Here is a 13,227-nt window from a genome sequence, read left to right on the forward strand (position 1 = left end):
TCTTCCGGACCGGACGTCGCCGCCCGGCCTTCCACGCGAGCCGGACGTCGCCGCCCGGCCTCTCACACGGACCGGGCGTCGTCACCCGGCCTTCTCACACGGACCGGACGTCATCGCCCGGCCTTGCCGTCGAGTCGTCTCATGCCGGGCGTTGCACCACGATCTCGTGCCCGCGCAGCGGTGCCGTGCAGGCGTCGCACGTCAGCTGGATCTGGAAGTCACGCCCGCACGCCCGGTGGGTGTAGACCAGGGCGGGTCCCTCGGCCGCCCGGAACCACCGCTGTCCCCAGTCGATGCCGGTCATCGTCACGGGGAAGAAGGCGCGCCCCTTCTCCGTGAGGTGGTAGCTGAGCCAGTCCGGCCGTTCGGCGCTGGGCACCTGCTCGAAGACGCCGAGCTCGCAGAAGACCCGGAGCCGGTCGGCGATGATGGTGGGCGGGGCGCCCAGGCGCTGCTCGAAGTCGCGGAAGCGGTGCAGTCCCTGGAAGGCGGCTCCCAGGATCGCCGCCGACCAGCGGTTGCCCACCAGCGCCATCGTCTCGGGGAACATGCCCGCGCCGCCGTCGGCGGTGGAGCCGGAGCGGCGCCGGGTCGTGGCGGCGGGCACCGAACGTTCCCAGGTGCCGCTCGGCCCGAAACCGCCGACGACGTCGCGGGGCCGTACGGAGCGCGCGCAGGCGGCGCAGGTGAGGATGGGCAGGAACTCCCGGCCGCAGCGCCGGTGGACCATCCTGGGCAGCGACTCCTGGTGCTCCGGCACCCAGCGCGACTCCCACGCCCACACCGACAGCAGCATCGGCCACAGGTCCCGTCCCCGCTTGGTCAGCCGGTACTCGAACCGCTTGGCCCTGCTCTGGTACTCGACCCGCTCGAAGACGCCCATCTCGGTGAGGAACGCCAGCCTCCGGGTCAGCACCGCGTGCGAGATGGGCAGCTCCTGCCGCCACTCCCCGTAGCGGCGCACCCCGAGCAGCGCGTAGCGCAGGATCAGCAGGTTCCACTCGTCACCGATCAGCCCCAGGGTGAGGCCGACGGCGTTGGTGTGCCCCGGGGGAAGCTGCGTGGGACGGTCCATGGGGTGCACGAGCACGCGCGTCTCCTGTAGGCCACGGTCCCGGGTGCCCTTCGCCGACGTCTTCCCTCCCGAGGTTCCGGGACCGGGTACGGCGGCCTTCGCCCGCGTCACGGCGGGACCGGCGACCACGCCCCCCGCCACGGCGGGACCGGCGGGCTCCGTCCCCGCCGCGTCGCGACCGGCGGAGGCGTCGGCCCTCGCGGTCACGCGACCGGAGGCGTCCGCGCCGGAGGGACCGGCGACGCCGGTTCTCCCCTTCGCGGGCCTGGCCACGCCGGTCACAGCCTCAGGGCGTGGGCCGGTGACTCGGCGTCACGCCAGCCGGGGATCGAGTCGCCCGCCGCCCAGGTGGCGTGCGTGCCGCTGGAGATGCGCTCGGGAAGCCTCAGCCTGGCCAGCGGACCGTCGGCCACCCTGGCCGCGTCGAAGATCAGGCACTCGGAACGATCTTCGTTCATGTCGGTGGTCAGCGTAACAAGGTAACCGTCGTCCTCGGCGGTGGATCCCACACGCGGGGCCATCGCGGGCTCGCTGCCGTACACCCCGGCGGGCAGGCCGAAGCGCTCCTCGTCGCCGGTGAGCAGGTCGTGGCGGACCAGCCCGTCGAACAGGAACCACCCCTCCAGCCCGGTGGCCGCGTAGGCGTAGCGGTGCCGGCGCCCGCCGTAGGCGTTGTTGAGCACGCCGAACTCGGTGATGGAGTCGGTCAGCCGTTCCTCCCGGCACCGGCCGGTGACCAGGTTCAGCCGCCAGCGGTGCAGCCGGGTCTGCATGCGGTCGAGCGCGAGGAAGCGGAACATCCGCTGGTAGGCGCCGCCCTCGCCGGTGTCCTTGGGTTCGGGTTCGCCCTGGAAGAAGCCGTCCAGGACGATCTCGTCGCCCTCCTCGTACGCGTTCACCCAGTGCAGCACGTAGGTGGGGTCGGCCTCGAACCACTGGATCGGCCGGGCGCCGCCGCGCCGGGGCACGACGGCCAGCCGGGTCGGCAACTCGGGGTGGAACCTGGCCGCGTACCGCCCCCTGGCCAGCAGATCGGGCTCCCAGAACATGGGGCAGTCGTTGAGGATGGCGTAGTTCTCGGTGAAGGCCATGTCGTGCGGCAGGCGCGGCCCGGGGAGCGGGACCTCCACGTAGTGGCTGAGCCGGTCGTCGGCCCCCACCACGCCGTAGTGCATGTACGGCTCGGCGGTGCCGTAGTTGAAGAAGAGCAGCTCCCCGGTGTGCGGGTCGACCTTCGTGTGCGCCGAGACCCCCAGGTCGTGGGGGAAGGCCCCGCCCCACTCGGCCTTGCCGAGCGTCTCCAGGGTGAGCGGGTCGAGCCGGTAGAGGTCGCCGCACTGGTAGAAGCTGGTGAGCGCGACGCCCGCGTGCACGACGACGTCGGTGCTGGAGGCGTCCTTCATCCGGCCCCTCGCCCCCCAGCCGTCCTGGCGCGGCGAGTCGGCGGGCCGCTCGGCGATCCCGGCCCAGAGCGGCCCGCCCGCCTCCCGCTCGGCGAGCAGCCCGTCGGTGCGGACGAAGCGGTTGCGGTAGAAGGCCTTGCCGTCGCGGAAGCCGACGACGTGGACCATGCCGTCGCCGTCGAAGGGGTGGTAGCGCTCCAGCGCGGGGTGCACCGGGTTCTCGGTGTTGCGCAGGTAGACCCCGTCGAGGTCGGCGGGGATCTCCCCCTCGACGACCCGCAGGTCCTCGGCACGCCACTCGGTGGTCTGCGGCCGCCACGGGCCCGTCCGGTACGGGTGGTCGTCGTCCTGGGGCAGGGTCGACAGCACGCGCCCGACGACTTCGACGTCCATTGGTCTTCTCCTCGTGTGACTGGACCGCACGGGCCCTCGTGCGGCTGGACCGCGCGGGCCCTTGTGTGACCGGACCGCGCGGGCCCTTGTTACCGGACCGCGCGGGGATGCCCGGTGACCTCACCCGGCCCGCTCGGTCCTGCCTGTTCCACCCGGCCCGTTCGACCCGGCCCGCTCGGCCCGGTCCACCTCGACCGGCCCACTCCGCCAGGGCCTTACTCGGCCCCGACGACGAAACTGACGGTCGTGGTGGTGCTGCCGCCGATGTTGAGCGTGCCGAACCGGCGTGCCCCCTCGACCTGGTAGTCACCGGCCCGGCCGGTGACCTGGCGGGCGGCGTCGAGGAGCATCCGGACCCCGGTGGCGCCGACCGGGTGGCCGCCGCCGATGAGACCGCCGCTCGGGTTGACGGGGATGCGCCCGCCGATCTCCAGGTCGCCGTTCTCGATGGCCTTCCAGCTCTCACCGGGTCCGGTGATGCCGAAGTGGTCGATCGCGGCGTACTGCGACATGGTGAAGCAGTCGTGCGTCTCGATGCCGTCGAGGTCGTCGACGCCGCCGACACCCGCGCGGGAGAACGCGTCGAGCACCGCGTTGCGCACGTGCGGCAGCGCGTACGGCTCGTCGCGGCTGCGCTCCAGCTTCATCGCCAGCGGGAGCCCGACGGTCCGGTGCCCCCAGCCGAGCACCCGGGCGAGGCGGCCCTCGCGTGCGAGTCCGGGGTGGCGGGACAGGAAGCGCTCCCCGACCAGCACCACCCCGGCGCCGCCGTCGGTGATCTGGCTGCAGTCCGTACGCCGCAGCCTGCCCTCCACCACCGGGTTGGCCTCGTCGTCGGCGGTGAAACTGGCCTCGGTGAACGTCCACCCGCGCGTCTGCGCGTTGGGGTTGGCCCTGGCGTTGCGGAAGTTGAGCTCGGCGACGGCCCGCAGGTGGGCGTCGTCGAGGCCGTAGCGCCGGTCGTACTCGTCGGCGAGGGCGCTGAACATGTGGGGCCACACGAACTTCGCGTCCTGCCCCTCGTGGCCCACCCACGCGGCGGCGCCGAGGTGCCCGGCGGCGAGGTCACCGGGCACGGTGCGCTCCAGCTCCAGGCCGAGGACCAGGGCGCAGTCGTAGCGTCCGGACTCGATGTCGGCCATGGCGGCCAGCGCGGCGACGCCGCCGGAGGCGCAGGCCGCCTCGTGCCTGGCGGCGGGGACCTCCCACAGCTCGGGCTCGACGGTGGCGGGCATGCCGCCCAGCTGGCCCTGCCCGGTGAAGAGCTGGCCGAAGGCGTTGCCGACGTGGATGACGTCCACGTCGGAGGGGGCGAGACCGGCGTCGTCGAGGGTGCCGCGCACGACCTCCCCGGTGAGCTCGGCGAACCCCTGACCGGCCCGCGACCAGTTGCGGGCGAAGTCACTCTGGTGGCCGCCCAGGATCCATACCGCGTCCGGCATGGCGCGCCTCCTCACTGAGATCCGTCTGCTGTCCGTTTCTTACTACAACAAGAAGAGTATGCCGTCAACGCACCCCGAACCGTTCTTCCAGGTCCGTACGGAAAAACTGCCCGAAGACGGTATTGCCGCCCTTCACCCATCTCACTACATTTAAAAGAGTTACTTGACGACGGGAGGAGCGGCGCATGGGATCGCTCGACGGGCAGGTCATCGTGATCACGGGAGGCGGGCGGGGCCTGGGACGGGCGTTCGCCCTGCACCTGGCCGGGCTCGGCGCCCGCCTGGTGGTCAACAACCGCAACCGGGTCGTCGACGAGAACGGCCTCGGCCCCGCCGACCACGTGGTCCGGGAGATCCGGGACGCGGGCGGCGAGGCGGTGGCCGAGCACGGTGACGTGGCCGACCCGGCCACCGCCCGCCACCTGGTGGAGCTCGCCCTCGACACCTGGGGCGGGATCGACGCCTGCGTCACCAGCGCCGCGGTGAGCGGCCCCGCGATGTTCCACAGGTCCTCGCCCGAGGCGTTCGAGGCCGTCATCCGCACCAACGTGCTCGGCACCGCCCAGGTCGCCGCGGCCTGCTCGGCCGTCATGCGCGAGCGGCGCCACGGCCGGATCGTGCTGGTCGCCTCCACCGCCGGGCTGCACGGCGAGCCCACCGTCTCGGCGTACGCGGCGAGCAAGGGCGCGGTGATCGCGCTCGGCCGGACCGTGGCGGCCGAGGGCGCCGGGCGCGGGGTGTTCACCAACGTCCTGCTCCCGTACGCGCTGACCCAGATGACCGAGAGCGGCATGGCGTCCGAGCACCGCCACCTGATGGACCCCGCCGCGGTCGCCCCGGTGGTCGCCGCGCTCTGCGACCCCCGGAGCACCCTCAACGGCGAGGTGATCGTGGCCGCGGGCGGCGGCCTGCGCTCCGCCGACTCCGTGGAGTGGGGCACCGTTCTCACCTCGGAGACCGCCTCGGGAACCATCCCGGCGGCCACCTCGGGAACCGCTCCGGAGACCCCCCCGGAGGCCGCCTCGGAGACCCCTCCGGAAACCATCCCCGAGGGGAGTGGCGGCCTCACTCCCGCGAGGCTCGCCGAGCTCCTCGAACGCAGCCGCAAGGGCCCCGCCCACCGCTACGCCAACGCCCAGGACGGCTTCCTGGACCTCGCAGAGGAGATGACCCGTTGACAGGCCTGCTGATCAACCTGCTGGTCACGGCGGTCGCCGTGCTGCTCACCATGCTCGCCACGATGGCCTACGCGCTGCGCACCCGGAACCAGGGCTTCGTCGACACCGTCTGGGGCCTGGGCTTCGTCGTCGTGGCGGCGGTCAGCTTCGTCACCTCCCAGCTCCTCGGCGAGGGCCTCGACGCCCGGCGGATCATCGTGCTGGCGCTCACCGCGATCTGGGGGATACGGCTGGGCGCCTACATCCACCGGCGCAACAGCGGCAAGGGCGAGGACCCGCGCTACACCGCGCTGATGCGCAGGAACACCGGCCCCGTGGTGCCGTACGTGATCAGGAACGTCTACTGGCCGCAGGGCTCCATCATGTGGGTGGTGTCGCTGCCCGTGCAGGTCGCCATGTACGAGACCGCGCCGCTCGGGATCGTCACCTGGATCGGCGTCGCCCTGTGGGCCTTCGGCTTCCTGTTCGAGGCGGTCGGCGACCACCAGCTCTCCCGGTTCAAGGCGGACCCGGCCAACCAGGGCGGGGTCATGGACCGCGGGCTGTGGGCCTGGACCCGGCACCCCAACTACTTCGGCGACGCCGTCGTCTGGTGGGGCCTGTTCCTCGTCGCCTGTTCCCACTGGGCGGCGCTGCTGACGGTCGTCTCCCCGCTCCTGATGACCCACATGCTGGTCAACAAGAGCGGAAAGGCCCTGCTGGAACGGCGGATGGCGCGCCATCGCGGCCCCGAGTACGCCGACTACCTGGCCAGGACCAGCGGCTTCCTGCCCCGGCCGCCCCGGCGCGGCCCTTCGGAGGGCTGAGCGCGGGCGTCTCGGACAGCTGGGCGCGGGCGTCTCGGACAGTCAGACAGAGGGCGGCACGGCCGACAGCATGTCGAAGCGGCGGTCGCCCTCGTACAGGGGCGTCTGCGCCTGCAGGAGTGTCTGCGTCTGCAGGGGCGTCGAGAGGGACGCGGGCAGCGGGTCGTACAGGGGGGTGGGCGTCGGCAGGGGTGGGGGCACGGAGCTCAGCGACCTGTTCCCGCTCTCGTAGAGGACGGCGTACAGCCCGCTGATCAGGCGCCGCACGTCCCGCTCCGGCCGGACCACCAGGCGCATGAACTGGCTGGTCATGCCGAGCTTGTTGCCGCACTCGCGGACGAAAAGGTTGTGCTCGTCGAGCAGCTGGTCGCGCAGCGCGGCGCCGTCCCTGCCCCCGGGGAGCCGTACCAGCAGGAAGTTGCCCTGGGAGGGGAAGACGGTGAGGCCGGGGACCCGGGTCAGCTGGTAGCGCATCGACTCGCGGTCCAGGGCGAGCAACCGGAGGCTGTCCAGATACTCGGACATGTGCTGGCGGATCATGAAGACCACGGTCTCGGCGAAGGAGTTCAGGTTCCATCTGGGCAGGGCGCGCCGCACCCTGGCCGCCAGCGCGGGGTTGGCCACCATGTAGCCGAAGCGGATGCCGTGCAGCCCGAAGTTCTTGCCGAGGCTCTTCAGCACCACCACGTTGGGCCGGATGGCGGCCTCGTTCGCGACGCTCGGATACGGCTCGGCGTCGACGAAGTCGATGAACGACTCGTCCACCACGACCAGGTCGAGGTCGACGAGCCGGTCGAGCAGGGCGATGACCTCGTGGCGGCGCAGGTAGCCCCCGTCGGGGTTGTTCGGGTTGCAGATGACCGCCACCCGGGAGCCGCGGTGCCGGACGAAGTTGACGTAGGCGTCCACGTCCAGCGCGAACCCCTGGTTCTCCGGCAGCGGATACATGTCCACGCGCTTGCCGGTCTCCATCGGCTGGTCGGTCCAGCGCCCGAACGTGGGGATCGGGACGGCCAGGCTCTCCCTGACCAGCAGGTGGTCGATCCAGGTGATCAGCTCCGTCGACCCGTTGCCCATCACGACGGTCTGCGGGTTCAGGCCCAGCACCCCGCAGAGCTCGGCGGTGATCGTGTCGGCGTCGCTGGGGTAGAACTTCAGGATCGTGCTGAGGTTGTTCTCCAGGATGCCGAAGACCTCGGGCGTCGGGAAGTACGGGTTGCAGGGGATGCAGAAGTCGACCAGCTCCTCCCCCGGCTCCGGCTGCTCCGGCGCGGCCCGCATGAGCGAGAAGTACGACGGGCTGTGCGCGGCGGCATGCGCTCGGCTGCGATCGGTGGGACCGGCCAACTGGGCCTCCTGACGGACGTTCACGCCTCTGACACCCCCAGCTACGCACCTGGATACGGGCTGGTTCAGCGGGGCTCGCGCGGACGGTCGTCGCCGGTCTCGTCCCGATCGTCCCGGCTCTCCGAACGGCTCTCCGAACGGCTCTTCGCGCCGGCGCGGCTACACCAGGGCCGGGGCGGTGTGCGGCGTCGATCCGCGCAGGCGGGCGGCGTCCTCGCTCGGCGGCGCGCCGAACTGGCGGCGGTACTCGCGGCTGAACTGCGACGGGCTGTCGTAGCCGACGCGGTAGCCGACCCCGGTGACGTCGTGGGGATGGGTGGCGAGCAGCAGCCGGGCCTCCTGCAACCGGATCTGCTTCTGGAACTGGATGGGGCTCATCGCGGTGACCGCCTGGAAGTTGCGGTAGAAGGCGGACACGCTCATGCCGGACAGCTGCGCCACGTCCTCGACCCTGAAGGACTGCGTGTAGTGGTCGCGGATCCACCGGACCGCCCGCGCGACGTGGGTGAGGTTGCTGTCGGCGAGGCCGAGCTGGCGCACGACGGCGCCCTGCTCTCCGGTGACGAGCCGCCAGAGGATCTCCCGCTTGATCAGCGGCGCGAGCACCGCCACGTCACGTGGCCGGTCGAGCAGGCGCAGCAGCCGGACCACCGCGTCGACGAGCGCGTCGGGCGCGTCGCTGACGGCCATGCCGGACGGCGTGCCGCCACCGGGCGGGAGGTCCCCGGGGGCCGCCTGCAGCAACAGCTCGGCGACGGTGGCCGGGTGCAGGATCAGGCCGAAGCCCATCGCCGGCCGCTCGGGGCTCGCCTCGGTGAAGTGGCCGGTGATCGGCATGTCGACCGAGGCGACGAGGTACTGCCCGGCACGGTACTCGTACACGCGGTCGCCCAGCGCGATCCGTTTCGCGCCCTGCGCGATGAGCGCCAGCACCGTGCCCGACATCGACGGCGACGGCGGGTCCGGCTGCTCGACCTTCGAGACCAGGACGCCGTCGATGTCGGTGGTCATGTCGGGCCGGGCATGGCGGGCGAGCAGGGAGCGCAGCTCGTCAAGGTCCATGACCCGATTGAATCACAAGCCCGATAATTCCCACAGCGGTAGGATCAGGCAAGAGATCAGGAGCATCATTCTAACGTTTCCGCTGGTAGCGATGATTACATGGGCTTATCGAAATCCCAGGAGCGCAAGAGTGCTCCACGAATGAGGAGATACCCCCATGGCCGTCGACCACGGTTTCCACGCCACCATGACCGCGCAGCCCGGCAAGGGTGACGAGCTGGTCGCGTTCCTGCTCGACGCTCCGTCCCTGTCGAACGAGGACTGCGTCGTCTTCCTGGTCAGCCGCTCGGCCAATGACCCGGACGTCGTCTCCGTCACCGAGGGCTGGACCAGCGAGGAGGCCCACGGCAGGTTCTTCGCGACCGAGGAGGCGCAGGCGCTGGTCGCGAAGCTCCAGCCGCTGCTCGCCGGCGAGTCCCGGTACGCCGACGAGGTCCCGGTCGGCGGCAAGGCCGCCTTCTGAAACCCCCGGCCGCCCCGGCCGACATCAGCGAACCCCGGACAACCTCGCCGAACTCCAGCGAACCCAGACGACCTCGCCGAACCCCGGCGACCCCGAACGACCTCGCCGAACCCAGCGAAGCTCATCGAACCCCAGCGAAGCCCAGCGAGAGGAACCCATCATGGCGAAGGACCCCACCATGGCACCGGCACGCCCCGACCTCGACCCCGAGCTGCGCGCCCTCCTCGCGGACATGCCGCTCATGTCCGAGCTCACCCCCGAGGTGCTCGCCCAGCTGCGCCAGTACCCGTCGACGCCGATCGACACCCTCCTCGACGGCCGCGCCGTCGACCGCAGGGAGCTCACCGTCCCCACCCCGGACGGCACGCCGCTCCCGCTGTCGATCCTCAGCCCCGCCGGTACCGATCGCGCCACGGCGGCGCCGTGCGTCTACTGGATCCACGGCGGCGGGATGGTCATGGGAGACCGTTACTCGCAGATCGACATCCCCCTCGACTGGCTCGACCTGCTCGGCGCCGTCGTGATCTCCGTGGACTACCGGCTGGCGCCGGAGGCAGGCGGCACGACACTGGTCGAGGACTGCTACCACGGCCTGCTCTGGGTCGCCGAGCACGCCGACGAGCTGGGCATCGATCCCGCCCGCATCGTCGTCGCGGGTGCCAGCGCCGGTGGTGGCCTCGCCGCCGGGGTCACGCTGATGGCACGCGACCTCGCCACCCCGGCGATCGCGGCCCAGGTGCTGGTCTGCCCCATGCTCGACCACCGCAACATCACCACCTCCAGCCGGCAGTACTCCGGCGGGGAAGGCGTCTGGACCCGCGAGATGAACGAGTTCGGGTGGCGGTCGGTCCTCGGTGACCTCACCGGACAGGACGTGCCCGGTTACGTCTCCCCCGCGGTGGCCGGCGACCTCTCGGGCCTGCCGACCACCTACATCGACGCCGGCACGGCCGAGGTCTTCCGCGACGAGGACGTCGACTACGCCACCAGGATCTGGGCGGCGGGCGGCCAGGCGGAACTCCACGTCTGGGCGGGGGGCTTCCACGGATTCGACGCCCTGTACCCGCAGGCACGCGTCTCGGCCACGGCCCGCCGGACGCGCAACGACTGGCTCGCCCGGATCCTGAACCCGGCGGCCTGAACGCGTCGCCGGTCCTGAACCCGGTGACCCGAACACGTCGCCGGTCCCGAACCCTGCGGCCTGAACACACCCCGGGTCCTGAATCCGGTGGCTTGAAAACACGAAAGCCGGCACCGCCGAGCCGGTGCCGCTCCACGAACGAACAGGAGAGTCCAGTCATGCAGGTCGCCATCGTCACCGGTGCCAGCTCCGGTATCGGGCAGAGTGCCGCCATCCAGATCGCCAAGCGCGGAACCGGAGTGATCCTGACATATCACGGCAACGAGTCCGGGGCGCTGGACACGGTGGCCACAATCGAGAAGGACGGCGGCACCGCCGTCGCGCTGCCGCTGGCCCTCGGCCGCTCGGAGACGTTCCCGGCCTTCCGCGAGTCCGTCGCCGGGGCGCTGCGCGACACCTGGCGGCGGGACACGTTCGACTTCCTGGTCAACAACGCCGGATTCGGCCATATGGCGATGTTCGAGGACACGACCGAGGAGACGTTCGACACGCTCATGCGGGTGCTGCTCAAAGGCCCGTACTTCCTGACCCAGACCCTGCTGCCGTTACTGGCCGACGGCGGCGCGATCGTCAACACCACGAGCAACGCGGCCCTGCTCTCCGGCCTGGAGCCCGGTTACTCCGCCTACGGCACCATGAAGGGCGGCCTGGTCGTGCTGACCCGTTATCTGGCCAAGGAGTTCAGCGCACGCGGCATCCGCGTCAACTCCGTCTCCCCCGGTTCCACCCGCACCCGCATCGCCGACAACGCGTTCGAACGCCACCCCGAGGTGATCCCCGCGCTCGCGGCCAGGACCGCCCTCGGACGGCTCGGCGAACCCGACGACATCGGCATGGTGATCGCCACGCTGCTGACCGAGGAGTGCCGCTGGATAACCGCCCAGGACATCGAGGTCTCCGGCGGCTACAACCTCTGACCACGTCAGGCGGAACCGACGGCAGTCCCATACCGCACGGACCTGGGCCTTCCCCCCACGGCACCGAGACCCTCGTCGACCGGGACGCCGCGGCCCGGCCCACCCGGGGTCATGGCGCATGAGCACACAGGGCTCACGTGCCGGGGTGTCGTCGCGGCTCCGTGTCAGGGCGGGGCGAGGACGCAGAACTCGTGGCCCTCCGGATCGGCCAGGCACGTCCACGGGACGTCGCCCTGGCCGAGGTCGAGGTCGGTGGCGCCGAGGGCCCGCAGCCGGGCCACCTCCGCCGCTTGATCGTCACCGGGGTAGGGCAGCAGGTCGAGATGGACGCGGTCCGGCACGGTCTTCACGCCGGGCGCGCGGATGAACTCCAGATACGGCCCGACGCCCTTGGCGGAGCGCAACGCCGCCTGATCGTCGGTCACCTCGTGCGGGGTCCAGTCGATCGCCTCGCCCCAGAACCGGGCCGTGGCCCGCGGGTCGGCGCAGTCGACGACCACCGCGGCGATCGGCCCGGTGTCGCGGTAGATCTCCCGGGGCTCCAGCACGCAGAACTCGTTGCCCTCCGGGTCGGCGAGGACCGTCCACGGCACGTCGCCCTGGCCCACGTCGGCGGGCGTCGCGCCGAGAGCCTTCAGGCGCGCGACCAGCTCCGCCTGATGGGCCGCGGAGGTGGTGGCGAGATCGAGGTGCACCCGGTTCTTCGTCGTCGTCTTGGGTTCCGGGACGGGAACGACGTCGACGCAGACGGCGACCGGGTCCGGCCAGACGAGGCCGCCGGCGGGGCCGACGTAGGTGGTCACGCCGGGGCTGTAGGCACTCCAGCCGAGCGCCTCCGCCCAGAACCGGCCGACCGCCGAGGCGTCGAGAGCCTTCATGTTCACCTGGACGGGTCGCAGTGCCATGCCGGCGATCCTACGCACCCGCTCCGCGACGACATCCGCACCGTCGCCGAACAGAGGGCGACTCACTCACCAGCCGCGACACTCGGCCCCGCCGGCTCACTCGCCAGATGAGGTATCAGGCCACGGCCAGCCGTACGGTCGCCCCCGCGTCATCCTGTCGCGGCGAAAAACCACTGTCCCCCATGAAATCAGGTCTTGCTGAAACCTCCCGAAGGGAGCATCCGCGGTTAGAACGTCAGCGACTTGAAGGCGCGTACCTGCTCGGTGATGGCGCGTTCCGTCGGCAGGCGTTCGACCGACGACGCGCCGAAGAAACCCACCACACCCTCCGTACGGGCCAGCACGTGGGCGGCGTCCTCCGGCTCCGCGATGGGACCGCCGTGGCAGAGGACGAGGATGTCGGGGCGGACGGCCACCGCGGCGTCGCGCATCGCCTGGACCCGTTCGACCGCCTCGTCCAGGGACAGCGCGGTGCCCGCGCCGATGCTGCCCTTGGTGGTGAGCCCGACGTGCGGGACGAGGACGTCGGCACCCGCCTCGGCCATGGCCCGCGCCTGGGCGGGGTCGAAGACGTAGGGGGCGGTGACCAGGTCGCGCTCGCGCGCCAGCCTGACCATCTCGACCTCCAGGTCGTAGCCCATCCCGGTCTCCTCCAGGTTCTGCCGGAAGACCCCGTCGTACAGGCCGACGGTCGGGAAGTTCTGCACCCCGGCGAAGCCCATGGCCGCGAGCTGGTCGAGGAACCTGGGCATCAGCCGGAACGGGTCGGTGCCGCACACCCCGGCGAGCACCGGGGTGTCCCTGACGACGGGAAGCACCTCGGCGGCCATCTCCACGACGATCTGGTTGGCGTCGCCGTAGGGCAGCAGCCCGGCGAGCGAGCCCCGGCCCGCCATCCGGTAGCGGCCGGAGTTGTAGATGATGATCAGGTCGACACCGCCCTCCTCGGCGCACTTGGCGGACAGCCCGGTGCCGGCGCCCGCGCCGATGATCGGCCGGTCCTCGGCGACGGTACGGCGCAGCCTGGCGAGAACGTCCTCGCGGTTCACGTGGCACCTCCGCCGCGGCCCCGGTGCGGGCCGGTCGGTCGCGGCC

12 protein-coding genes are annotated in these 13,227 nt (G+C 71.5%); 5 read left to right on the top strand and 7 right to left on the bottom strand.

Features of this window, described 5'->3' with window-relative positions; all coding sequences use genetic code 11:
- Window positions 1–139: 139 nt before the first annotated feature.
- The 3 genes from ACFFRH_RS29805 to ACFFRH_RS29815 form a co-directional block, all read right to left on the bottom strand.
- Window positions 140–1,348, bottom strand: a complete 1,209-nt coding sequence (locus ACFFRH_RS29805) for a winged helix-turn-helix transcriptional regulator (protein ID WP_344746879.1) — start codon at window positions 1,346–1,348, stop codon at window positions 140–142.
- 5 nt (window positions 1,349–1,353) lie between these two features.
- Complete coding sequence (locus ACFFRH_RS29810; RefSeq protein ID WP_344746880.1) at window positions 1,354–2,871, bottom strand: carotenoid oxygenase family protein; 1,518 nt, start codon at window positions 2,869–2,871, stop codon at window positions 1,354–1,356.
- A 215-nt stretch (window positions 2,872–3,086) separates the two neighbouring features.
- Entirely contained in the window at window positions 3,087–4,313 is a 1,227-nt protein-coding gene (locus tag ACFFRH_RS29815) for an acetyl-CoA acetyltransferase (RefSeq protein ID WP_344746881.1), read from the bottom strand.
- Window positions 4,314–4,498: 185 nt separating this feature from the next.
- Between ACFFRH_RS29815 and ACFFRH_RS29820 the strand changes: the two genes are divergently transcribed.
- The gene (locus tag ACFFRH_RS29820) at window positions 4,499–5,491 is read left to right on the top strand and encodes an SDR family NAD(P)-dependent oxidoreductase (protein WP_386161038.1); all 993 of its coding nucleotides are present in this window, start codon (window positions 4,499–4,501) and stop codon (window positions 5,489–5,491) included.
- The gene (locus tag ACFFRH_RS29825; protein ID WP_386161039.1) at window positions 5,488–6,297 is read left to right on the top strand and encodes a DUF1295 domain-containing protein; all 810 of its coding nucleotides are present in this window, start codon (window positions 5,488–5,490) and stop codon (window positions 6,295–6,297) included. Before ACFFRH_RS29820 ends, ACFFRH_RS29825 begins: the two co-directional genes overlap by 4 nt.
- Before the next feature lie 42 nt (window positions 6,298–6,339).
- On the opposite strand, the gene ACFFRH_RS29830 is transcribed toward ACFFRH_RS29825, so the two are convergent.
- Both ACFFRH_RS29830 and ACFFRH_RS29835 read right to left on the bottom strand, forming a co-directional pair.
- Window positions 6,340–7,668 (bottom strand): pyridoxal phosphate-dependent aminotransferase, encoded by a 1,329-nt coding sequence (locus ACFFRH_RS29830; protein ID WP_386161040.1) that lies wholly within the window; start codon window positions 7,666–7,668, stop codon window positions 6,340–6,342.
- A gap of 135 nt (window positions 7,669–7,803) precedes the next feature.
- Window positions 7,804–8,706: an AraC family transcriptional regulator gene (locus ACFFRH_RS29835; RefSeq protein ID WP_386161041.1), complete on the bottom strand. Its 903-nt coding sequence runs from the start codon at window positions 8,704–8,706 to the stop codon at window positions 7,804–7,806.
- Between the two features lie 157 nt (window positions 8,707–8,863).
- Between ACFFRH_RS29835 and ACFFRH_RS29840 the strand changes: the two genes are divergently transcribed.
- The 3 genes from ACFFRH_RS29840 (at window position 8,864) to ACFFRH_RS29850 (ending at window position 11,227) form a co-directional block, all read left to right on the top strand.
- Window positions 8,864–9,169 carry a putative quinol monooxygenase gene (locus tag ACFFRH_RS29840; RefSeq protein WP_386161042.1) on the top strand — a complete coding sequence of 102 codons (306 nt, stop codon included), beginning with the start codon at window positions 8,864–8,866 and terminating at the stop codon, window positions 9,167–9,169.
- Window positions 9,170–9,329: 160 nt separating this feature from the next.
- Entirely contained in the window at window positions 9,330–10,310 is a 981-nt protein-coding gene (locus ACFFRH_RS29845) for an alpha/beta hydrolase (protein WP_386161043.1), read from the top strand.
- A 158-nt stretch (window positions 10,311–10,468) separates the two neighbouring features.
- Window positions 10,469–11,227, top strand: coding sequence for an SDR family NAD(P)-dependent oxidoreductase (locus ACFFRH_RS29850; RefSeq protein WP_386161044.1), 759 nt, complete (start codon window positions 10,469–10,471; stop codon window positions 11,225–11,227).
- A gap of 164 nt (window positions 11,228–11,391) precedes the next feature.
- On the opposite strand, the gene ACFFRH_RS29855 is transcribed toward ACFFRH_RS29850, so the two are convergent.
- The gene (locus ACFFRH_RS29855; RefSeq protein ID WP_386161045.1) at window positions 11,392–12,132 is read right to left on the bottom strand and encodes a VOC family protein; all 741 of its coding nucleotides are present in this window, start codon (window positions 12,130–12,132) and stop codon (window positions 11,392–11,394) included.
- Window positions 12,133–12,359: 227 nt separating this feature from the next.
- Window positions 12,360–13,181, bottom strand: coding sequence for a phosphoenolpyruvate hydrolase family protein (locus tag ACFFRH_RS29860; protein WP_344745974.1), 822 nt, complete (start codon window positions 13,179–13,181; stop codon window positions 12,360–12,362).
- Window positions 13,182–13,227 lie beyond the last annotated feature (46 nt).

The sequence above is a fragment of the Streptosporangium vulgare genome (assembly GCF_042428775.1).
GTDB classification, from domain to species: domain Bacteria; phylum Actinomycetota; class Actinomycetes; order Streptosporangiales; family Streptosporangiaceae; genus Streptosporangium; species Streptosporangium vulgare.